Source organism: Streptomyces reniochalinae (assembly GCF_003323735.1).
GTDB classification, from domain to species: domain Bacteria; phylum Actinomycetota; class Actinomycetes; order Streptomycetales; family Streptomycetaceae; genus Streptomyces; species Streptomyces reniochalinae.
Window position 1 is genome coordinate 84,622 of sequence record NZ_QOIM01000018.1, and the last position, 20,841, is coordinate 105,462.

23 protein-coding genes and 1 pseudogene are annotated in these 20,841 nt (G+C 73.6%); 18 read left to right on the plus strand and 6 right to left on the minus strand.

Annotated features, from left to right (window positions below; translation table 11 throughout):
* Positions 1–181 precede the first annotated feature (181 nt).
* The 4 genes from DQ392_RS34235 to DQ392_RS34240 all read left to right on the plus strand — a co-directional run bounded on the left by DQ392_RS34235 (position 182) and on the right by DQ392_RS34240 (position 2,992).
* The gene (locus DQ392_RS34235) at positions 182–331 is read left to right on the plus strand and encodes a hypothetical protein (RefSeq protein WP_181856222.1); all 150 of its coding nucleotides are present in this window, start codon (positions 182–184) and stop codon (positions 329–331) included.
* Between the two features lie 186 nt (positions 332–517).
* Positions 518–1,540 carry a phosphotransferase family protein gene (locus DQ392_RS01205; RefSeq protein ID WP_114013556.1) on the plus strand — a complete coding sequence of 341 codons (1,023 nt, stop codon included), beginning with the start codon at positions 518–520 and terminating at the stop codon, positions 1,538–1,540.
* Between the two features lie 8 nt (positions 1,541–1,548).
* Positions 1,549–2,784 (plus strand): acyl-CoA dehydrogenase family protein, encoded by a 1,236-nt coding sequence (locus DQ392_RS01210; protein WP_114013557.1) that lies wholly within the window; start codon positions 1,549–1,551, stop codon positions 2,782–2,784.
* Positions 2,785–2,827: 43 nt separating this feature from the next.
* Complete coding sequence (locus tag DQ392_RS34240; RefSeq protein ID WP_181856224.1) at positions 2,828–2,992, plus strand: hypothetical protein; 165 nt, start codon at positions 2,828–2,830, stop codon at positions 2,990–2,992.
* Between the two features lie 52 nt (positions 2,993–3,044).
* Here DQ392_RS34240 and DQ392_RS01215 read toward each other — a convergent pair whose 3' ends face one another.
* The 4 genes and pseudogenes from DQ392_RS01215 to DQ392_RS01230 all read right to left on the minus strand — a co-directional run bounded on the left by DQ392_RS01215 (position 3,045) and on the right by DQ392_RS01230 (position 9,408).
* Entirely contained in the window at positions 3,045–5,393 is a 2,349-nt protein-coding gene (locus DQ392_RS01215) for a glycoside hydrolase family 65 protein (RefSeq protein ID WP_114013558.1), read from the minus strand.
* Positions 5,390–6,169: a beta-phosphoglucomutase family hydrolase gene (locus DQ392_RS01220; RefSeq protein ID WP_114013559.1), complete on the minus strand. Its 780-nt coding sequence runs from the start codon at positions 6,167–6,169 to the stop codon at positions 5,390–5,392. Before DQ392_RS01220 ends, DQ392_RS01215 begins: the two co-directional genes overlap by 4 nt.
* A 110-nt stretch (positions 6,170–6,279) precedes the next feature.
* Positions 6,280–8,052, minus strand: coding sequence for a GAF domain-containing sensor histidine kinase (locus DQ392_RS01225; protein ID WP_114013560.1), 1,773 nt, complete (start codon positions 8,050–8,052; stop codon positions 6,280–6,282).
* Between the two features lie 83 nt (positions 8,053–8,135).
* A pseudogene (locus DQ392_RS01230) lies at positions 8,136–9,408 on the minus strand (MFS transporter).
* A 194-nt stretch (positions 9,409–9,602) separates the two neighbouring features.
* On the opposite strand from DQ392_RS01230, the gene DQ392_RS01235 reads away from it, so the two are divergent.
* The gene (locus DQ392_RS01235; protein ID WP_425470454.1) at positions 9,603–10,343 is read left to right on the plus strand and encodes a response regulator transcription factor; all 741 of its coding nucleotides are present in this window, start codon (positions 9,603–9,605) and stop codon (positions 10,341–10,343) included.
* 95 nt (positions 10,344–10,438) lie between these two features.
* On the opposite strand, the gene DQ392_RS01240 is transcribed toward DQ392_RS01235, so the two are convergent.
* Entirely contained in the window at positions 10,439–10,816 is a 378-nt protein-coding gene (locus DQ392_RS01240) for an RNA-binding S4 domain-containing protein (RefSeq protein ID WP_114013562.1), read from the minus strand.
* Between the two features lie 103 nt (positions 10,817–10,919).
* On the opposite strand from DQ392_RS01240, the gene DQ392_RS01245 reads away from it, so the two are divergent.
* On the plus strand, positions 10,920–12,710 hold the full coding sequence (locus tag DQ392_RS01245) for a PP2C family protein-serine/threonine phosphatase (protein ID WP_114013563.1): 1,791 nt from the start codon (positions 10,920–10,922) through the stop codon (positions 12,708–12,710).
* Positions 12,711–12,785: 75 nt separating this feature from the next.
* On the opposite strand, the gene DQ392_RS34950 is transcribed toward DQ392_RS01245, so the two are convergent.
* Complete coding sequence (locus DQ392_RS34950) at positions 12,786–13,319, minus strand: gas vesicle protein GvpO (RefSeq protein ID WP_245981023.1); 534 nt, start codon at positions 13,317–13,319, stop codon at positions 12,786–12,788.
* A gap of 382 nt (positions 13,320–13,701) precedes the next feature.
* Here DQ392_RS34950 and DQ392_RS01260 point away from each other — a divergent pair, with 382 nt between their 5' ends.
* The 12 genes from DQ392_RS01260 (at position 13,702) to DQ392_RS01315 (ending at position 20,715) form a co-directional block, all read left to right on the plus strand.
* Positions 13,702–14,160 carry a hypothetical protein gene (locus DQ392_RS01260; protein WP_114013565.1) on the plus strand — a complete coding sequence of 153 codons (459 nt, stop codon included), beginning with the start codon at positions 13,702–13,704 and terminating at the stop codon, positions 14,158–14,160.
* A 149-nt stretch (positions 14,161–14,309) separates the two neighbouring features.
* On the plus strand, positions 14,310–14,726 hold the full coding sequence (locus tag DQ392_RS01265) for a gas vesicle structural protein GvpA (RefSeq protein WP_114013566.1): 417 nt from the start codon (positions 14,310–14,312) through the stop codon (positions 14,724–14,726).
* Positions 14,723–15,496, plus strand: a complete 774-nt coding sequence (locus tag DQ392_RS01270) for a GvpL/GvpF family gas vesicle protein (protein WP_114013567.1) — start codon at positions 14,723–14,725, stop codon at positions 15,494–15,496. Before DQ392_RS01265 ends, DQ392_RS01270 begins: the two co-directional genes overlap by 4 nt.
* Before the next feature lie 12 nt (positions 15,497–15,508).
* Complete coding sequence (locus tag DQ392_RS01275) at positions 15,509–15,745, plus strand: gas vesicle protein GvpG (protein WP_027737327.1); 237 nt, start codon at positions 15,509–15,511, stop codon at positions 15,743–15,745.
* Positions 15,742–16,563: a DNA primase gene (locus DQ392_RS01280; protein ID WP_245981024.1), complete on the plus strand. Its 822-nt coding sequence runs from the start codon at positions 15,742–15,744 to the stop codon at positions 16,561–16,563. The genes DQ392_RS01275 and DQ392_RS01280 overlap by 4 nt, the downstream gene beginning before the upstream one ends.
* Positions 16,556–17,773 carry an SRPBCC family protein gene (locus DQ392_RS01285; RefSeq protein WP_425470455.1) on the plus strand — a complete coding sequence of 406 codons (1,218 nt, stop codon included), beginning with the start codon at positions 16,556–16,558 and terminating at the stop codon, positions 17,771–17,773. The genes DQ392_RS01280 and DQ392_RS01285 overlap by 8 nt, the downstream gene beginning before the upstream one ends.
* Positions 17,774–17,781: 8 nt before the next feature.
* A complete protein-coding gene (locus DQ392_RS01290) occupies positions 17,782–18,162 on the plus strand; it encodes a gas vesicle protein (RefSeq protein ID WP_245981058.1) in 381 nt (126 codons plus the stop codon).
* The gene (locus DQ392_RS01295) at positions 18,152–18,955 is read left to right on the plus strand and encodes a GvpL/GvpF family gas vesicle protein (protein ID WP_114013568.1); all 804 of its coding nucleotides are present in this window, start codon (positions 18,152–18,154) and stop codon (positions 18,953–18,955) included. The genes DQ392_RS01290 and DQ392_RS01295 overlap by 11 nt, the downstream gene beginning before the upstream one ends.
* 52 nt (positions 18,956–19,007) lie before the next feature.
* On the plus strand, positions 19,008–19,193 hold the full coding sequence (locus tag DQ392_RS01300; RefSeq protein WP_342774896.1) for a gas vesicle protein: 186 nt from the start codon (positions 19,008–19,010) through the stop codon (positions 19,191–19,193).
* The gene (locus tag DQ392_RS01305; protein WP_114013570.1) at positions 19,190–19,468 is read left to right on the plus strand and encodes a gas vesicle protein K; all 279 of its coding nucleotides are present in this window, start codon (positions 19,190–19,192) and stop codon (positions 19,466–19,468) included. Before DQ392_RS01300 ends, DQ392_RS01305 begins: the two co-directional genes overlap by 4 nt.
* A 19-nt stretch (positions 19,469–19,487) precedes the next feature.
* On the plus strand, positions 19,488–20,213 hold the full coding sequence (locus DQ392_RS01310) for an MgtC/SapB family protein (protein WP_114013571.1): 726 nt from the start codon (positions 19,488–19,490) through the stop codon (positions 20,211–20,213).
* A 127-nt stretch (positions 20,214–20,340) separates the two neighbouring features.
* Positions 20,341–20,715, plus strand: a complete 375-nt coding sequence (locus tag DQ392_RS01315) for a DUF6479 family protein (RefSeq protein ID WP_114013572.1) — start codon at positions 20,341–20,343, stop codon at positions 20,713–20,715.
* The last annotated feature ends 126 nt before the right edge of the window (positions 20,716–20,841 follow it).

Genomic DNA, 20,841 nt, shown 5'->3' on the forward strand with positions numbered 1-20,841 from the left:
GGCCCCTCGTCTCCCCGTCGTTTCCCGGCTGAGCGCTTCCCGCCCGCCTCGTCCGCCCCTTCCGTCTCGTCCACCCCTTCTGCCTCCTTCGCCCCGTTCGTGTGCGGAACCGTGTGCGTTACACCGCTTTCCGCCCGAAGTCCGGTGACAGGCGGGCGGGTGGCGCCCTAGCCTTCGTGCCATGCCCATGGGTGACAAGGAGCCGCTGTTCGTCCGCGACGAGCGTTCCAGGAACGGCTACGTCCTCAACCACCGCAACCCCTCGGGGCTCGCCCTGATCGTGGTGCTCACGGTCGGCGTGCTGATCCTGGCCGTGGTCGCGCTCGGCTGACGCGGCGCCCGCCGCCTTGCCCTGCCCGCCCCGTCCTCCGCGAGGCGGGCAGGGCACCCTCGTGAAGATTCCCGGGACACCGGGGACGTATGGGGCGGCGGTGCGGTGATCCGTGCCGCCCCCTCTGGACGCCATACCGACTAGTCGGCATGATCGGACGCGACCGATGCTGAAGGAGCGCGCACGATGAGCGAACAGAATCCGCCCGGCCTCGATCTGGCGCGGCTGGCCGCGCACCTGGAGCGCGAGCGGCCCGGCCTCCTGCGGGGTCCGCTGAGCGCCGAGGTGGTCCAGGGCGGTCGCTCGAACCTCACCTACCGGGTCACCGACGGGGTCGGCCGCTGGATCGTGCGCCGTCCTCCGCTCGGCCATGTCCTGGCCACGGCACACGACATGGCCCGCGAACACCGCGTCATCAGCGCACTGCGCGACACCCCCGTACCCGTGCCGGGCACCGTGCTGCTGTGCGAGGACCCGGATGTGCTCGGGGCGCCCTTCTACGTCATGGAACACGTCGAGGGCACCCCGTACCGCACGGCGGGGCAGCTCGCCCCGCTCGGCCCCGAGCGCACCCGTCAGGTCGTCCTCGCCCTGCCCGAGACGCTGGTTGCCCTGCACTCCGTGGACCCCGAAGCGGTCGGGCTCGGCGACTTCGGGCGTCCCGAGGGGTTCTTGGAGCGGCAGCTGCGCAGGTGGGGCAAGCAGCTGGAGGCGTCCCGCAGCCGGGAGCTGGCGGGCATGGACGAGCTGCGCGGCGCGCTGGGCGACACGCTGCCCGTCTCGCCCGCGCCCACGGTCGTGCACGGCGACTTCCGCCTCGACAACGTGCTGGTGGACGCCGAGGACCAGGTGGCCGCGGTGCTCGACTGGGAGATGTCCACCCTCGGCGACCCGCTGACCGACCTGGGCCTGCTGGCCATGTACAGCGAGCGCCAGGACGTCACCGACTCGCCCGTCAGCACGACCAGCACCGCGCCGGGGCACCCCTCGGCCGCCGAGCTGATCGAGCGCTACGCCCGGCTGTCAGGACGGGACGTGTCCCGCGTCAACTGGTACACGGCGTTCGCCTACTTCAAGCTCGCCGTGATCCTGGAGGGGATCCACTACCGCTTCACGCTCGGCCAGACCGTCGGCGCCGGCTTCGACCGGATCGGGGAGCTCGTCCCGGTCTTCATCGACAACGGACTCACCACACTGCGGAAGGGCTGAGCACGCGCATGGACTTCGCATACGACGCGCGGACCGAGGAGCTTCGCGAGCGGCTGCTCGCCTTCATGGACGAGCACGTGCTCCCGGCCGAACAACTGGCCGGCGAGCAGCGCGCGGCACTGGAGTCGCCCTGGCAGACCCCGCCGGTGGTCGAGGACCTGAAGGAGGCGGCACGCGGGCTGGGCCTGTGGAACCTCTTCTTCGTGGACGAGCACGGCCGGCCGGGCGAGAAGTACGGCGCGGGCCTGACCAACCTCCAGTACGCGCCGCTGGCCGAGATCACCGGACGCAGCCCGCAGCTCGCACCGACCGCCCTCAACTGCGCCGCGCCCGACACCGGCAACATGGAGCTGCTGGCTCAGTTCGGCTCGGCCGAGCAGCGCGAGCGGTGGCTGGAGCCGCTGCTGGCGGGTGAGATCCGCTCCGCGTTCGCCATGACCGAACCGGAGGTGGCCTCCTCGGACGCCACCAACATCGCCACCCGCATCCGGCGGGACGGCGAGGGGGGTTACGTCGTCACCGGCCGCAAGTGGTACATCTCCGGTGCCATGAACCCGGACTGCAAGGTCTTCATCGTCATGGGCAAGACCGACCCGGACGGCGAGGACGTGCGCCGCCAGCAGTCCATGGTGCTCGTCCCGCGCGACGCCCCGGGCGTCGAGGTGCGCCGCGCCATGTCGGTCTACGGCTACGAGGACCACTACCACGGCGGCCACGCCGAGGTCCTCTTCCACGACGTACGGGTGCCGGCGGACCACCTGATCGGTGAGGAGGGCGGCGGCTTCGCCATCGCGCAGGCCCGGCTGGGCCCGGGCCGCATCCACCACTGCATGCGGCTGATCGGCATGGCGGAACGGGCGATCGAGCTGATGTGCCGGCGGGCCGTGGAGCGCTCCGCGTTCGGCAAGCCGCTGGCCCGGCAGGGCGTGGTGCACGAGTGGATCGCCGACGCGCGGGTGCAGGTCGAGCAGTTGCGGCTGCTGGTGCTCAAGACGGCCTGGCTGATGGACACGGTCGGCAACCGCGGCGCCCACACCGAGATCCAGGCCATCAAGATCGCCACCCCGCGGGCCGTGGTGCGCATCATCGACGACGCCGTACAGCTGCACGGCGCGGGCGGGGTCTCGCAGGACTTCCCCCTCGCCGAGCTGTGGGCGGCGGCGCGCACCCTGCGGCTGGCCGACGGGCCCGACGAGGTGCACCAGCGGTCGCTGGCCCGGCGGGAGCTGAAGCGCCACCTGTGACGCGCCGGCCCGGCAGGGGGGATCCCCCTGCCGGTGCCCCGGGGTGTCGCCCAACTCGCCGGTGGGAAGCGTCGGCGCCGCGGCCGTCGTCGGCCTCACCGTCGGCCCGGTGCTGCGGGCCCGCGCCCCGCACGCCTTCGCCCGCATCGGGCAGGGCGACGAGGCGTTCCGCCTGGACCAGGCCGCCGGCCGGCGGCAGAGCCGGTGACCCCGGGCCCCGGCCGCCGGCGGGGCGGTGGCTGCCGCCGGCCCGCGGTGGGTCAGTGGCGTCGTGCGGGCCGGCGGCACGCGGGCTGTTCGGGGCGGGGGCGGGGCGGATGGCCGCGCAGCCGGTGGGTGCGGGGTGAGCCGGCCTTCGCGGTGAAGGGTTCACCGCAGTGCAGCAGCCGCAGCGGCTCGCCCTCCAGCAGCGTGTAGGTCACCGATGTGCTCTCGATCTCCACCCGGAGCCTGCGGCCGAGGATCTGCACCGCGAAGGTCAGCCGGCGCAGCTGGTCCGGCAGCGTGGGGGAGAAGTCCAGCGTGCCGTCGCTGTGCCGCATCCCGCCGAAGCCGGCCACCAGCGCGATCCACGTGCCCGCGAGCGAGGCGATGTGCAGCCCGTCGCGGGTGTTGTTCTCCAGGTCCTCCAGGTCCATCAGCGCCGCTTCGCCCGTGTAGTCGTAGGCGAGTTGGAGATGTCCGACCTCGGCGGCCATCACCGCCTGGCAGCAGGCGGACAGCGACGAGTCGCGGACCGTCATCTGCTCGTAGTAGGCGAAGTTGCGCTCCTTCTGCTCTTCGGAGAAGGCGTCGCCGCGCTTGTACATGGCCAGCACCAGGTCGGCCTGTTTGACGACCTGCTTGCGGTAGAGGTCGAAGTAGGGGAAGTGCAGCAGCAGCGGGTACTGCTCGGGGCGGGTGGCGCCGAAGTCCCACAGCTGGTGCCCGGTGAAACCCGCCGACTGCTCGTGCACCCCCAACGCCTCGTTGAACGGTATGGCCACGGCGTCGGCCGCGTCCCGCCACGCTGCGGCCTCCTCGTCGTCGACGCCGAGTGCCGCCGCCTGTTCGCCGTAGCGTTCCACGGCGTCGGCCGCCGCCCGCAGGTTCGACTGGGCCATCAGGTTGGTGTAGAGGTTGTCGTCCGTGACGGCGCTGTACTCGTCGGGCCCCGTCACCCCGTCGAAGTGGAAGGTGCCGTGGTGGTCGTGGTGGCCCAGCGAGTGCCACAGCCGGGCCGTCTCGACCAGGATCTCCACCCCCGTCTCCCGCTCGAAGCCGGTGTCGCCGCTGGCGGCGACGTACCGCACCACGGCCTCCGCGATGTCGGCGTTGACGTGGAAGGCCGCCGTGCCGGCCGGCCAGTACGCCGAGCACTCCGAGCCGTCGATCGTCCGCCAGGGGAACGTGGCGCCGCGCAGGCCCAGCTGCCGCGCCCGGGCGCGGGCCGCGGGCAGCGTCTCCTGGCGCCAGCGCAGGGCCTCGGCGACCGCGGGCGGCGAGGTGTAGGTGAGGACGGGCAGCACGAACGACTCGCCGTCCCAGAAGGTGTGCCCGTCGTACCCCGAGCCGGTCAGGCCCTTGGAGGGGATGGCGCGCTTCTCGGCCCGCGCCCCGGCCTGGAGCACGTGGAAGAGCGCGAAGCGCACCGCCTGCTGGATCTCGGCGTCGCCGTCGACCTCCACGTCCGCGCGGGACCAGAAGTCGTCGAGGTAGGCGCGCTGCGCCTCCACCAGGCCCTGCCAGCCCGCGGTGCGGGCGCCGGCGAGGGCCGCGTCCACCTGGTCGCGGACGGCGGGCAGGGACCGCACCCCCGACCAGCCGTAGGAGACCAGCTTCTCGACGCGCAGCGGCTGTCCGGGGCTCAGCCGCGAGGTGACGGTGAGCCGGGCGACGTTCTCGCCGCTCTCGGCACTGGTGGCGGTGGACTCGGGCCCGTGCACCACGTGGTCGGCGGCCGAGCCGACGCGCAGTCCGCTGGTGCCGGTGCGGTGCACCAGCCGCAGCCGCATGTCGGAGGCGAAGTCCTCCTCGGGCGTGAGCACGTCCTCCAGCGCGGCGGCCGCCCGCGGGTCGCCGCCGCTCTTGTGGGGCAGCTGCTCGTTGGCGACCAGCTCCGACTGGACGACGACGCGGACGTCCGTGTCCAGCGGCTCCACCTCGTAGGCGACGGCCGCGATGGCGCGCTGGGTGAAGGAGACCAGCCGGGTCGAGGTCACCCGCACGGTGCATCCTGCGGGCGAGGTCCACTCGCAGACCCGGCGCAGCAGGCCCGAGCGCAGGTCCAGGGTCCGCTCGTGGGAGCGGAGCCTGCCGTAGCGCACGTCGAAGGGCTCGTCGTTGACGAGCAGCCGCATCACCTTGCCGTTGGTGACGTTGATGACGGTCTGGCCCGACTCGGGGTAGCCGAAGCCGGCTTCCGCGTACGGCAGCGGGCGCAGCTCGTGCACCCCGTTGAGGTAGGTGCCCGGCAGCCCGTGCGGTTCGCCCTCGTCCAGGTTGCCGCGCCACCCGACGTGCCCGTTGGAGAGGGCGAAGACGGATTCGCTCTGCGGCAGGATGTCCAGGCGGAGCTCGCTCTCGTGCAGCGTCCAGGGCTGTACCGTGAAGCAGGAGTGGCTGATCACCTGGCGTTCTCCTCCCCGTCGGCGCGCGGGCGGTCCCCGGCCGCGTCCGTCAGCGCGCTCAGGTCCGTCACGACCGTGTCGGCGCCGTGGGCGCGCAGCGCGGCGGCCTGGCCCGTGCGGTCGACGCCGACGACGTACCCGAAGTGGCCCGCGCGGCCGGCGTCCATGCCCGCCAGCGCGTCCTCGAAGACGGCCGACGCGCCCGGTTCCACGGCCAGGTCGTGCGCGGCGGCGAGGAAGGTGCCGGGGTGGGGTTTGCCGGGCAGCTCGCGCTCCCTCGCCACCACGCCGTCGATCCGCACGTCGAACAGGTCCTCGATGCCGACGGAGGCGAGCACGTCCCGGCAGTTGGCGCTGGAGGAGACGACGGCGGTCAGCAGCCCCGCCGCGCGCACCGCGTGCAGGTAGCGCACGGAGCCGTCGTACGCCTCGACGCCGTCCTTGCGGATCTTCTCCAGCAGCAGCGCGTTCTTGCGGTTGCCCAGTCCGGCCACCGTCTCCCGCTCCGGCGGGTCGTCGGGCGTGCCCTCGGCGAGTTCGATACCGCGCGAGGCGAGGAAGGTGCGGACGCCGTCGGCCCGGGGGCGTCCGTCCACGTAGGCGTCGTAGTCCGCCACCGGGTCGAAGACCCGGAATCCCGGCCCGTCGCGCCCGCGCAGATAGACGTCGAACATCTCCTTCCACGCGGCGGCGTGCACGACGGCGGTCTTGGTGAGGACACCGTCGAGGTCGAACAGGCATGCGCGGATGCCGTCGGGCAGACCGAGCTTCGTCATGCGTGCCGGGTCCCCTGGCCACGGCGGCGGCATGCGTGCTCGTGGGCATTGCCGCCCGGGTGGGCGCCCGCGGGCCCCGGCCACCCGGCCGCTCGCGCCCCAGGCCCCGGCTACTCGGCCTCGCGCGGCAGGGGAACCTCCCACACCAGGCGGGTGCCGGGCCCGGCGGCGGAGGCCGCACCGTGGGACACCGTCAACGTGCCGCCCAGGAGTTCGGCCCGCGAGCGCATGTTGGCCAGCCCTCCGGTGCGGGGCGCGTCACCGACGCCGACACCGTCGTCGGTGACCGTCAGCGCGACGGCGGAGCCCACGGACAGCGCCACGTCCACGCGGCGGGCCCGCGCGTGGCGGACGATGTTGCTCAGGGCCTCGCCCAGCACCGCGCTCACCTGGGCTGCCGCCTCGGCCGGCACGTTCGTGTCGACCGGGCCCTCCACGCGCAGCGCGGGCAGGAAACCGAGCCGGTCCGCCGCGTCGCTGACGGCTTTCGCCAGGGTGCGGCGCAGGCCGGCCGGGGCGTCCTGCGGTCCCTCGCCCGAGGTGCGCAGCGCGAAGATGGTCGAACGGATGATCTTGATCGTCTCGTCCAGGTCGTCCACGGCGCGGCTGACCCGCTCGGCCGCCTGCGGCCGGTCGATGAGCCGGCCCGCGCTCTGTAGCGTCATCCCGGTGGCGAACAGCCGCTGGATGGCCAGGTCGTGCAGGTCACGGGCGATCCGGTCGCGGTCGTGCAGCAGCGCCAGCTGCTCGGACTCGGCGCGGTGCTGCGCCATCTCCAGCGCGAGCGCCGCCTGCGCCGCGAAGTCCGACAGCAGCTCCACCTCCGTCTCCTCGAACGGCTCGCGCCCCTTAAGCCGGCTCAGCCGCAGCGCGCCCGGCGCGTGTTTCTGCGCCAGCAGCGGTACGGCGACGACGGGGCCGTGCACGCTCTGTCCCGCGAGGAAGGCGCGGTTGCGCGGGTCGACGGTCACGTCCGCCGACACGGCCGGCTCGCCGGTGCGCGCCGCCAGCCCCGAGAGCGTCTCGTCGTAGGGCACCACCACCCCGGTCTGCTCCTCGGCCAGCGCCCCGACCGCCACCACCACCCGCAGCCCCTGCGCACCGTCCGCCGGCCCCGCGGCGTCCGGCAGCAGCACGCACGCCGAGTCGGACTGGGCGACATCCAGGGCACGCCAGGCGATCAGCCGCAGCACCTCGCTGGAGGGGGCGCCGCTCAGCAGCAGCCGGGTGATCTCCCCGAGCGCCTCAAGCCACTGTTCGCGGCGCCTGCTCTCCGCGTACAGCCGCGCGTTGTCCACGGCCACCCCCGCGGCGACCGCGAGGGTGGTGACGACGGCCTCGTCGTCGGCGTCGAACTCCGCGCCGCCCCGCTTCTCGGTCAGGTACAGGTTGCCGAAGACCTCGTCGCGCACCCGCACCGGCACCCCCAGGAACGTGCGCATCGGCGGATGGTGCGCGGGGAAGCCGTGGCTGGCCGGGTGCGTGCTCAGATCGGACAGCCGCAGCGGCTCAGGGACGCGGATCAGCTCGCCCAGCACCCCGTGCCCCGAGGGCAGCGGCCCGATCCGCGCCGCCTCCTCCTCGCCGATCCCCACCGGCAGGAACGTCACCAGGCGCTGTCCCTCGCCGATGACGCCCAGCGCCCCGTACCGCGCGTTCGTCAGGGCCAGCGCCGCCTCGACGATGCGGCGCAGCACCTGCGCCAGATCCAGCTCACGGCCCACGCTCAGAACGGCTTCGAGCAGGCTGTGCATCCGGTCCTGTGTGGTGCGGGCGGCATCCAGCCGGGCCTGGAGCTCGTCCAGCAACTCGTCCAGCCTCGGCTGGGGCAGCCGGCCCCCGTCCGGGTGGTGCTGCCCGCCGTCTCCGGCAGCCTCCGCCATGCGCGCCTCCGTGCGACGGTACGACAGCCGGGCCCCCGAGCGGCCGCGAGCCCCCAGAGGGGCAGTCTACGGGCCAACTGACCTCAGGTCGCCTGTCGTTCAGCGCTCCGGGCCCCCGTCGAGGAGCGCTCACCACCGCCCGCCGGAGAGCGCTCCTCCTGGCCGGGGGAAGGGCGCTTCCGGTGCTCCTCCCCGCCCGGCGAAGGGCCCCGCTTCGTGCCCGCCGGGGCGGCCCGCCCACCTTCGGCAGGGTCCGCCGGGGCGCGCCGGCGCGGGACGGGCGGGCCCGGGGCCCTGCGCTGCTCGTCCATCCGGCGCCACTCGGGCCGCAGCCCGGTCAGGTTGGTCGTCAGGAAGTAGGCGGCGCCGCCGGCGCACAGCACGGGGGCCAGCCCGAAGGACGCCCAGGATCAAGAACCGCGGCGCGCCCGCGAGCAGGAACCCGGCGAAGAAGACCACACGGCGCGGCATGCGGTGCCCCACGGCCGCCGCGACGAGGCTCCCGGCGACCGCCGCGAGCCCCAGCGAGCTGTTGGCCAGCCCCATCGCCTCGGGCCCGTGGCCCGACTCGCGCGCCCAGACCGGGACCAGCAGCGAGTTGAACGCCGCGTCCAGCAGATTGGTCACGCCCACCATGACGATGACGGTGAGCAGCAGCCCGTCACCGCGCAGGAAGCGGAACCCCTCGCCCATGCGCTGCCAGTAGCCGGGCCCGGGGCCGGCCGTCACCGCGGGCGGGGCTTCCTCGCCCGCCGCCGGTCGCCGCCGGTGCGGCAGTGCCAGGACGACGACGAGGGAACCGGAGGCGAAGCAGACCGCGATGGCGATCAGCGCGGTGGGTGCGCCGAGCAGCGCCACCACCGTGCCGCCTGCCGCGGGGCCGACCGTTGAGGCCAGCCGTTCGGTCACCCCGGCGAGGCCCGCCGCGCGCTCCAGCGGCACCAGGCCGCGCGCCGCGGCCTGCGGGACCATGATCTCCTTGGACAGGTCGCCCGGACCCCGTGCCGCGCCGATCACCGCGACCAGGAGCAGCAGCAGCCAGAACGAGAGCACGTCCACCAGGTGCAGCACCGCGACCGCGGTGATCGCCGCCGCGCTGACCACGTCGGTGCTCCACGAGACCGTGCGCGGCCCCGCCAGGTCGACGAGCGGCCCGGTCAGGGCCTTGATCAGGACGTAGGGCGCCAGCTCGCAGAGCGACACCAGACCGGTCTGCGCCGTGCTGCCCGTCGTGACGAGCACGAACCAGGGGAGCGCGATGGCCGATATCCGGGTGCCGGTCAAGGAGACCGCCATCGCCGTCAGCACGCCCGCCAGCGGGCGGATGCTCCTGCTCCGCCGGGGGTGCTCCGTCATGGACCGCACTCTAAGGGGTGCGGGCTCGCGGTCGCCGGGCCGCCCCGTGCCGCGGGACCCCCGTGCTCCGGGTGCCGAACGGCCCCTACTCACCGGGCGGGCCATGCCCCAGGCTGGGGGCGTTCCGAGGAGGTCAAGTGCCGGGTTCCGAGAGCCGGGGCGCGAGGTCAGCGCGCCCCGCCGCCCCTGTCCGTGTGTTTCTGCTCGACGACCACGAGGTGGTGCGGCGCGGGCTGCGCGACCTCCTGGAGGCGGAGGACGACCTCAGCGTCGTCGGCGAGGCCTGCGACGCGGCACAGGCGCTGGCCAGGGTCCCCGCGCTGAGACCCGACGTGGCCGTGCTCGACGTGCGCCTCGGCAGCGGCGCGGGACCCGGCGGGAGCAGCGGCGAGAAGACCGGGGAGGCTGGCGGCGACCACGGGGGCATCGAGGTCTGCCGCGAGCTGCGGGCGCTGAGTCCCGACCTGGTCTGCCTCATGCTGACCTCGTTCGACGACGACGAGGCGCTGTTCGACGCGGTCATGGCGGGCGCCGCCGGGTACGTGCTCAAGCAGATCAGGGGCGCCGACCTGGTGAGCGCGATCCGGACGGTGGCGTCCGGCGGCTCGCTGATCGACTCGGGCACGCGGGCGCGGGTCACGGCGCGCGCCGCTGCGCCGGGGGCGGGCCGTGAGGCCCGGGCCGTACCGGCCGAGCTGGCGCGGCTCACCCCGCGCGAGCGGGAGGTGCTGGCCCTGGTGGGGGAGGGGCTGACCAACCGGCAGATCGGTGAGCGGCTCTTCCTCGCGGAGAAGACCGTGAAGAACCGGATCTCGGCGATCCTGGGCAAACTCGGCGTGGGGCGGAGGGTGCAGGCCGCGGTGCTCGCCGAGCGGCTCAGGGAGGAGCCCCCCGTACCCGGCGGCGGTCGCCTGCCGGGAGACCTCACACTGTAGGCGCCCGGGCCCGGCGCGGGGCGTGCCGTGTGGGGCCGCGCGGCTCCTGAGGTCCTCGGCGCCGGTCCGCCCGGCCGCACACGCGGTCCTCCGCTTCAGCGGGTCTCGCGGAGGCGGTCGAGTTCGCGCCGGTCGCGTTTGGTGGGACGCCCGGCTCCGCGCTCGCGGCGGGCGACGACGGGGATCTCGGTGACGGGCGGCGGAGGGGGAGAGTTGTCCACGTAGGCATCCTCGGCCACGGGCGCCCCGACCCGCTTCTTGAGCAGGCGCTTGACGACGACGATGCGTTCGCGCCCGGCGTGCCGCACCCGCACCTCGTCCCCGGCCTTGACGGAGTGCGCCGCCTTCACCCGCTCACCGTTGACCTTGACGTGTCCGCCGCGCGCCGCGGTCGCCGCCTGGGAGCGGGTCTTCGTCAGCCGCACGGACCAGATCCAGCTGTCGACCCGCACCGGTCCTTCGTCTGCCGTCATGCTGTCCGACTCTAAGGCAGGGGAGGCCGGCTGGGACCCGCTCGGCGGTACCGGCCGGCTCCCACCCGGCACGGCGCCGCGTGCGGGCGCACAATGCCGACATATGGACGTCTCGTCTGACCGCGCCACCGAGGACGCTCTCGCCGAGCTGCACCGGCTCGCGCTGCGTACGGTCGCGCGGGCACGGCACAGGGCGCGCGCCCGTATCGCCGCCGAGCGGACCGGGGGCCGCTCGGGGCGGGAGGAGGGCCCACCGAGCCCGTTCGTGTCCGACGGCGCCGGGCAGGCGCCGCCCAGCGACGTGGCGGTGCTGCCGGGCCTGCCGTCCTGGGTGCCGGCGGTGCTGGGCGTCCTGCGGGGCAGTTCGACGGTGCTGCGGCCCGACATCGCGCCGGACGGGACGGTGTGCGACTTCACGGTCGTCGGGGCCAACCACTTCGAGCTGAGCGGGGTGGAACGCGGCTCGTTCGACTTCCTGGGCAAGCGCCTGTCAGAGACCAGGCCGGGGGTGCGCACCAGCGGGCTGTACGACGTGTACCGCGCGGCACTGGAGAAGGGCACCCCAGTCTCCAGCGGCACCGTCGACTACGTGGACGTCGTGGACGGGGTGCTCCAGCGCGCCAGGCTGCGCGGCACCGTCACCGTGCTGCCCCGGCTCGGGCTGCTGCTGACGAACTGGGAACCGGCGGGCGAGGCCCGGCTCAGCCACCGCGTCCAGGAGGGCGGCCGGATGGGGTGGGCCGAATGGGATCTGATCAGCGGCCGCACCCGCTGGTCGCACGGGCTGCGCGAACTGCTGGGGCTGCGGGCGCCGCCGCCGGAGGGCGTCACCCTCGAGGACGTGCACGCGGCGGAGGGGGCGGCGCGCACGGTCGCCTCGGCCAGGGACGTCGCCGCGGATCTGTTCACCGTCGGACGGAAGGTCGACCCCGCGGACCTGCCCGGGTTCGTGGCCGACATGCGGGCCCTGCTGCGCGGCGTCGGGGTGCCCGACCGCGAGCTGACCGTCCGCGTGGAGGGCTCGCGGCGGCGGATCCGCTGGGTGGGGCACGCCCAGCCGGAGGGCGCCGAGGTGCCCGAGTCCCTGCTGTTCGCCGCGCGCAACATCACCGGGCAGGAGGAGCAGTTGCGCCAGGCCCTCGTCGAGGCCGAACGGCTGCGGCAGGAAGCGGCCACCGAGCGGCGGGTCTCCGAGACGTTCCGCAAGGCCCTCGTCCCGCCGCTGGAGGCGCTGACACCGCCGTGGATCTCGGTCAGCTCCGCCTACGTGCCCTCCGACTCGGGCGTGGGCGGTGACTGGTACAAGTGCCGCGAGCTCCCCGACGGCCGGGTGCTGCTGGCCATGGGGGACGCCTCGGGGCACGGGGTGCAGGCGGCCAGCCGTGCCGTGCAGCAGCGCTCCGCGCTCGCCGGGCTCGCCTACACGGGCGGGGACGCGGCGCAGCTGCTGTGGGCGCTGGGGGAGGTCGTCTACAACGACTACTACGGCAACCTCGACACCACCGCGACCTGCGTGGTCGGGCACCTGTTCCCCGAGGCGCGGGCCTTCCGCTGGGCCAGCGCGGGACACCCCGCGCCGATCCTGGTCAGGAACGGCGAGCCGCGGCTGCTGGAGGGCGAGCACGGCATGATGCTGGGCGTGCTCGCGGACGCGGACTACACGACCAACACCGCCCAACTGCACCCCGGCGACCTGCTGCTCCTCTACACCGACGGCGTCGTCGAGCGCCGCGGCAGCGACCTGGAGACCGGCTCCGCCGCCCTCCTGGAGGCCGTGCGGAGGTGGATGGCCCAGGGGCGGCTCACCGAGACGGCGTCGGAGCGCATGGTCGCCCAGCTGCTGGGCCCCGAGGCGGAGGACGACGCGACGATCCTCGCCATCCAGGTGTCCTGAGCGTCATGAGCCGGCTGTGGCGCGAGCCGGCTGTGGCGCGAGCCGGCGAGGGGGAGCGCCCGCGGGGCGCCGGCGTCACCGGGGGTCGGCCTTGCCGCGCTCGTAGCGGCGGAGCCTGCGGTAGGCGGTCAGCTCCCCGTCGGAGTCCAGGGTCATCTCGTACGAGCCGAGCATGCTCACGCTGTCCGGGATCTTCCGCAGTTCGACGACCTCCACGTGCAGCGTCCACCCCCCGTCCTCGCCTCTGACGACCGAGGAGACCGTCTCCGCCTCCAGCCCGGTCAGCTCCTCGATGGTTTCCCGCGCGGACCGCAGCACCTGAGCGGTGCTGGGCGCCTTGGCCTCGACGGTGGGCTGCTCGCGGCTCTCCTCGCCGGACTCCCTGCCGTCTTCGGGCGCGGACTGCTTCCGCTCCTCGGCCGCGGGCCGCCTGCGGGTCTCGTCGGTGGTCCGCTTGCGCACGGTGTTCTGCCGCGTACCCGAGGTGGCGTTCCGCTGCTTGCCCGTGCCCGGGCCCGTGCCCGTGCCCGGGCTCGCCGAGCCGGTCTTCTTGCGTGGGGTTGCCGCCTGGGCCGTCTTCTTGGCCGTGCCGCCCGCGCTCTCACTCATCCCGGTTCTCCTCTCTCCCCACGCGTGCGGGGAAGTCCGGCGGACCGGGCGGGTGCCCGCTGTGCGCCGAGTGAACCTGGGCAGGCCGGGTACCGGTGAGGGCCGGAGACCGGGCGGGTCAGTCCTCGCCGCGGAAGATGTGGGACTCCGGGTCCCGGTCCCCGGACGGAGCACGCGGCCCGTAGCCCATCGGGCCGTCCGGGCGGCGCGTCGTCCGTGCGAGGAGCACGGGAGCGTGACGCTGGTCCCGGGCGTCCTCTTCGTGCCTGGTGCCCTGGCTTCGTTGCACCGCGATCACCTCCGTGTTCGACGCACACCCGGGTCCCCACGCCTCGCGGGGCGAAACGGTCACCGGGGGAGGGAAGGGGACCAAGGAGATGAGATGGCGCACAACCCTGAGGTGACCGAGCTGCTCGCGGACGCGTACGCCGAGACGGAGCGGCTGGTCACCGCGTACGAGGCGACGAGTGACCCCGAGCGGCGCGCCGCTCTGGCCGAGGAGCTGGGCTCCGGGGCCAGGCGGCGCGCTCTCGCCCTGGAGCGGGAACTCGGCCCGGTGCTGCGGCGGGTGCTGCCCGACGGGGACCGGGTCGCCGCCGCCGCGGCCCGGCGCGCGGCCGCGACGTGCGCGGCGGTGCGCCGTCTGCACGGCCTCGCGCCCGACGCGCCGGCCGCCGACCAGGAGATCGCCGCGGTGCTGGACGCGGTCCGTGCCACGGCGCGCGGCGACGAGGAAGAGGTCTTCGCACCGCTGCGGGAACGGCTGGGACACCGCGAGAGGCGGGAGCTGGGTGCTGCCGTGGAACGGGCTCTGACCTGCGACGGAGCACGCGGGGTTTGACCTTTGGCCCGAGGGCTACCCGGTCCGGCGCCGCGGCGAGGCCGCGGCCATCGAGACAGATGAGGCCCGTGAAATGGCGGGCCATGCGCGGTAGTTGACCGCGAGCTGGGCCACAAGTGACGCCAAGAAGCGAAGGAGGCTCCGTCCTCATGACTGTCGCTCCGGCACAACAGCAAGGCGGCGGCACCGGCAATCTCTACGACGTACTGGAGCTCGTCCTCGACCGGGGGCTGGTGATCGACGCGTTCGTGCGGGTGTCCCTCGTCGGCATCGAGATCCTCAAGATCGACGTCCGCGTCGTGGTCGCGAGCGTCGACACGTATCTGAAGTTCGCCGAGGCCTGCAACAGGCTGGACCTGGAGGCGGGCCCCCGCAAGGACCCCGGGCTGCCGGACCTGGTCGGTGAGATGACCGAGTCGGGCGCCAAGGGGAAGACCAAAGGAGCGCTGAGCGGCGCGGCGCAGACCGTGTCCGACGCCTTCCAGCAGGCGCGTGACGAGTCTCAGGAGAACGGCGGCGGCAAGCGCCGTGCCGCCCCGGCCCGCAGGAAGGAGGAGCGGGAGTGAGTACCTACGTCTACGGGATCGCCCGGACGCCTGCCCCGCCCTTCCACGGCGACCTGACCGGGGTGGGCGACCCCCCGCGCCCGGTGCGCGTGGTCGAGCGCGAGGGGCTGGTCGCGCTGGTGAGCGACGCCCCCGACGATCTGAAGCCCAAGCGCAGGGAGCTCCTCGCCCACCAGCAGGTGCTGGCGCAGGCGAGCGCCGAGCGCCCTGTCCTGCCGATGCGGTTCGGCAGCCTCTCCGAGGACGACGACACCGTCGGTGACGTCCTGGTGGAGCGCGCCGAGCACTTCCGCGAACGGCTGGACGCGCTGGAGGGCAGGGTCGAGTACAACGTCAAGGCCAGCCACGACGAGGAAGCGGTGCTGCACGTCGTCATGGCGGAGCAGCCCGAGCTGCGGGCCGAGAGCGAGGCCAACCGCGCGGCGGGAGGCGGGACCTACGAGCAGAAGCTCCAGCTCGGTGAGAAGGTCGCCCGCGCCGTACAGGCCCGGGAGGCCACCGACGCCGCCCTGGTGCGGCGGGCGCTGGAACCGCTGGCCGCCGAGGTCAGCGAGGGGCCCGAGAGCGGTGGCTGGCTGACCAACCTCTCCTTCCTCGTCGACCGGGAAGGCGCCGACGAACTGCTCGCGGCGCTGGAGGAGTTGCAGACCTCGGCGCCCCAGCTCGACCTCACGGTCAACGGCCCGCTCCCGCCCTACAGCTTCGTGGAGAAGGCCGACGCGTCGGCCGGCGCCGCGGGCACCGCGGGAACCGCTCCCGCGGCGGGCTGACGGGCGGCCGGTATGGGCCTGATCAGCGAACTGCTGCTGCTGCCCGCCGCTCCGCTGCGCGGCACCGCGTGGGTGCTGCGGCAGGTGCGGGACGAGGCCGAACGGCAGTACCGCGACCCCGCCACGGTGCAGCGCGAGCTGCGCGAGCTGGAGCGGGCACTGCTGGCCGGTGAGATCGACGAAGCCGAGTTCGACCGGCGCGAGGACGAACTCCTCGCGCGTCTGGAGAACAGGAACCCATGGACATGAACAACAGACTGACGATGGCGCTGGCCGTCGCCGGGGGCTATGTCCTCGGCCGTACGAAGAAGGCGAAGTTCGCCTTCGGCGTCGCGACGATGGTGGCCGGCAAGCGGCTCAAGCTCGACCCGCAGGCGCTGGTCGGCTTCGCCAAGGACCAGCTCGCGAACAATCCGCAGTTCAAGGAGTTGGGCGACCAGCTGCGCACCGATCTGCGCGGCGCGGGCAAGGCCGCCACGGGCGCCCTGGTCAACCGCCAGGTCAACGCGCTGGCCGACCGGCTGCACGAGCGCACCCTCGACGTGCGCGACCAGCTGTCCGGAGTTTCGGACAGCGCGAAGGAGACGGCGGGGACCGCGGCCTCCACCGCCAAGGACACGGGCGAGGGCGCCGCGGGCGCCGCAACCAAGGCCCTGCCGGGCAGCCGCCGCGCACGCACCCGGGACGAGGCCGACGAGGCCGAGGACGCGCGGGAGCGGGACGGTCAGGAGAGCGACGAGCGCGCCGAGGGGGAGCACGAGTCCGAGGCCCCGACGGACTCCCGCTCCTCCGGTACCGGCCGGCAGACGGCCGGCGGCGCGAAGAAGACGGCCGGCAGGGCGAGGAAGTCCGCCGGCACGGCGAAGAAGACCGCCGCCGAGCGCCCGGCCAAGAAGCAGTCGCAGGGGCGGGCGCCGGGCAAGAAGGCGGCCTCGTCCTCGTCCGGCACCGCCAGGTCGTCGTCCCGCTCCTCGACCGAGAAGCGGACCGGCACCGCGTCGGCCGCCAAGTCGGCATCGACGAGGGCGCAGGGCAGTGGCGCGAAGGGAGGCCGGAGCCGTGGCTGACACCGAGGCGAAGGACGGCGGCGGAAAGCTGCTCGGCGGGCTCGACACCGCGGCGACCGACCGGCTGAAGTCGGTGGCGAAGGAGTTCGCCATGGCGGAGGCGGAGAAGCTGCTCAGCGGGGTGGGCCGCAAGCTGGGCCAGACCACCGGCAAGCTCAACGACGTCGCCGAGGGCAACAGCCCGGGGCTGGGCAAGCTGGCGCTGGACAGCGGCCGCAAGATCATGGACGGCAAGGGACCGCTGCGCACCGCCATGGAGGTGGGCGGCGGCCACCTCAAGGACAAGGCCGTCGAGGGCATCAAGGGCGTGTTCGGCGGCGGAGGCAAGAAGCGCAAGGGCGGCGGCCAGAAGCCGGTCGTCATCCTGGAGTACGTGGACGTGGGCGTGCCGATAAGAGACGCCTACGACCAGTGGACCCAGTTGCAGGACTTCAGCTCCTTCAGCAAGGGCGTCAAGGACGTCACGGTCGCCGACGACACGACCTCCGACTGGAAGGCGAAGATCTTCTGGTCCAACCGGAGCTGGAAGGCCACGACCACGGAGCAGATCCCCGACCAGCGCATCGCCTGGACCTCCGAGGGCGCCAAGGGCAGCACGAAGGGCGTGGTGACCTTCCATGAGCTGACGGACAACCTCACGCGGGTCGTGCTGCTGATCGAGTACTACCCCAAGGGCCTGTTCGAGAAGACCGGCAACATCTGGCGCGCCCAGGGCAGGCGGGCCAGGCTCGACCTCAAGCACTACGTCCGCCACATCGCCATGAAGGGCGAGGCCGACGACGGCTGGCGCGGTGAGATCCGCGACGGCGAGGTCGTCGTCTCCCACGAGGACGCGGTCGCCGAGGAGGAGAACGAGAACGCCGAGGACGCCGGAACCGACGCGCCGGACGAGGCCGAGGACGCCGGGAGTTCCGAGGAGGGCGACGGCGAGGCCGAAGACCGGGCTCAGGACACGTACGACGACGAGGAGTACGAGGACGCCGAGGGCGGAGCGGAGGAGCCCGAGGACGCCTACGCCGAGGACGAGGAGGACACCGACGACTCCGAGGAGTTCGAGGAGCCGGAGGCGGCCTACGACGAGGACGGCGAACCCGAGGACGAGGAGGGCGAGGAGCCCGAGGGCGAGTACGACGAGACGGACGAGGAAGCGGAGGACGTCGAGCCCGAGGAGGCCGAGGGCGAGTACGCCACGGCGGGTGAGCGCCGGTGAGCACGCCGATGCCGGGGGCGAGCAGGCTGCCCGACCGCTACGAGGGCGGCAGCAGCGCGAACCTCGCCGACATCCTCGAACGGGTCCTCGACAAGGGCGTGGTGATCGCGGGGGACATCCGCATCAACCTGCTCGACATCGAGCTGCTGACCATCAAACTCCGGCTGATCGTCGCCTCCGTCGACAAGGCCAAGGAGATGGGCATCGACTGGTGGGAGACCGATCCGGCGCTCAGCTCGAACGCCCGCAGGGGCGAACTGTCCGAGGAGAACGCGCGGCTGCGTGAGCGCGTCGCCGAGCTGGAGGGCAGGGCGCCGGGGTCCGGGGCGACCGGAGCCGAGGAAGCCGAGCACAGGGAGCACAAGGAGGTGGAAGGCCGTGAGCGGTGAGCTGCGGTACGTCTACGCGGTGACCGCGCCACTGGCCGGTCCGCTGCCGGCGCAACTGCGGGGCGTCGGCGGCGCGGCCCCCTACACCGTCGAGCACGCGGGGCTGGTGGCGGTGACGGGCGTCGTGCCCGAGGCCGACTTCGCCGAGGAGCCGTTGCGCGCCCACCTGGAGGACCTGCGCTGGCTGGAGGAGACGGCACGCGCCCACCAGGGCGTCGTGGACGCGCTGACCGCGCTGACCTGTCCGCTTCCACTGCGCCTGGCGACCGTCTACCTCGACGACGACGGCGTACGGCGCGCGCTGGAGGAGGGCAGGGAAGAGTTCGCGGCGACCCTGGAGCGGCTGGAGGGCCGCGTCGAGTGGGGGGTGAAGGTGTACGCGCAGCGCCGCGCACCGGAACCCGCCGCCGCCGGGGCCGCGCCCAGCAGCGGGCGGGACTTCCTGCGCCGCCGCAAGCAGGAGGTGACGGCCAGGGAGAACGCGCTGGAGGAGGCCGAGGAGCTCGGCCGTACGCTGCACGCGGCGCTCGCCGCGCAGGCGGAGGACGTGCGGGTCCATCCGGCACAGAACCCGCAGCTCTCCCAGGCCCCGGGCCAGAACCTGCTCAACGCGGCCTATCTGGTGCCGCGCGAGCGGTCGGAGGAGTTCGTCGAGCGCGTCGAACAGCTGGGCGGACACGACCCCGCCGTCCGGGTCGAGCTGACCGGGCCGTGGGCGCCGTACTCCTTCGCGTCCGGTCAGGCCGGCGCCGAGGCGAACGTGGAGGGCCGCCATGACGGCGCCGTCCGCTGAACCGTCCGTGGCGCCGGCCCCCGGTCCGGTCGCCGTCGACTCCCAGCGGCCGATGGCCAGGCGGCAGGTCGCACTGGTGGACCTGCTGGACCGGCTGCTGGGCTCGGGCGTGGTGCTCGCCGGCTCGCTCACCCTCGGGATCGCCGACGTGGACCTGGTGCGGATCGACCTGCGCGCCCTGGTCAGCTCGGTCAACGAACGCGTCCCCTCGCCGTGGGAGGGAGGGAACCCCCTGTGACGACACGCCGCCTCGACTTCGACCCCGACACCGTGGAGCGCGACCTCGCGGCGCTGGTGCTGACCATCGTCGAACTGCTGCGTCAGCTCGTGGAGCGCCAGGCACTGCGCCGGGTGGACGTCGGCGACCTGAGCGAGGACCAGGAAGAGCGCATCGGCATGACGCTCATGCTCCTGGAGGACCGCATGGAGCTGCTGCGCGAGCGCTTCGGCCTGACCCCCGAGGAGCTGAACTTGGACCTCGGCCCGCTGGGTCCCCTGCTGCCCACCGACTGACGACTGCTAGACCTCGGCTATGCACGACGCCTTCTCCTCTTCCCTGGGCCAGGGCTGGCCGCAGATCGCCGACCTGGCCCTGGCCTTCGTCCTGACGTCGCTGATCGGTCTGGAGCGGCGGGCCAAACGCAAGAGCGCGGGGCTGCGCACCCATGCGCTGGTGGGGCTCGGCGCGGCCTTGTTCATGCTGGTGAGCAAGTACGGCTTCACCGACCTGATGGACGCCGACAGCGTCTCCTTCGACCCGTCGCGGATCGCCGCCCAGGTCGTCTCCGGCGTCGGCTTCCTGGGCGGCGGGCTGATCTTCGTACGGCGGGACGTGGTGCGGGGACTGACCACGGCCGCGATCGTGTGGGTCTCCGCCGCCGTGGGCATGGCGTGCGGTGCCGGACTGCCGCTGCTGGCGCTCGTCGTCGTGGCGCTGCACTTCCTCACGGTGTGGGGCTTCACCAAGCTGGGCGAGCACCTGCCCGACGTGGAACCGAGCCGGCTGCTGCTCACCTACGAGGAGGGGCGCGGGGTGCTGCGCACGGCGCTGGGCCACTGCACGGAGCGCGGTTTCGCCGTCACCGAGACCCAGGCCACGCAGGACGACCTCGGCGACGACGTGGCGCGGACGCCGCGTACCCGGCTGGCGCTCGCCGTCGCGGGAAAGGGGTCCGTGCCCGAACTGGTGGCCGAGTTGATCGAGATTCCCGGAATGATCGCCGTGAACGCCCGTCAGCCGGGGATGTCGGGCGAGTAGACGCGGCGCGCGCGGGTGACGCGCGCCGGGCACGCCCGGGTGCCCGTTGATCGGCGGCCGCACGTTTCCCCTCGTCCCCCGCGGAAACCCCGTCGTATGACACGCGAGCCGAAGGGGGCTTGAGCACATGAACGCGGACGTCACCCAGACGGCCATGGACCTCGCCGCCCGTGACCACCTCGTGGGCCTCGCGCCCCTGATCATCGGGTTGCTGATCGTCTGCGCGCTCGTCGCGGCGGTCTGGCTGGGCATCCGGGTGAAGAACCGCGAGCCCGAGCCGCCGGAGCCCGAGGACCAGCCGCACCTGCCCGAGGAAGGGCCGACCGACGAGATCGTCGGCAACCGGGAGCCCGACGAGATGCCCAGGGACGGCGTCCGCAGGCTGCCGCACGACGGGGTGCACGACACCGGCGACCGGGAGGACCATCCCGGCGAGCCGCCGCGCCGCAAGAAGTGGGAGCCCGGCCAGAGCGGGTCCTTCGGCAGCGGCGGCCCCGGCTGATCCCGGCCGGCTCGACGGGAACCTCGAAGGGGCACGGCCCGGATCCACCCGCAACGGGGCGGATCCGGGCCCTGCCCCTTGCCGCTGCCCGTACGGCCGGCGCCGCACCAGGCGCCGACCTGGCGT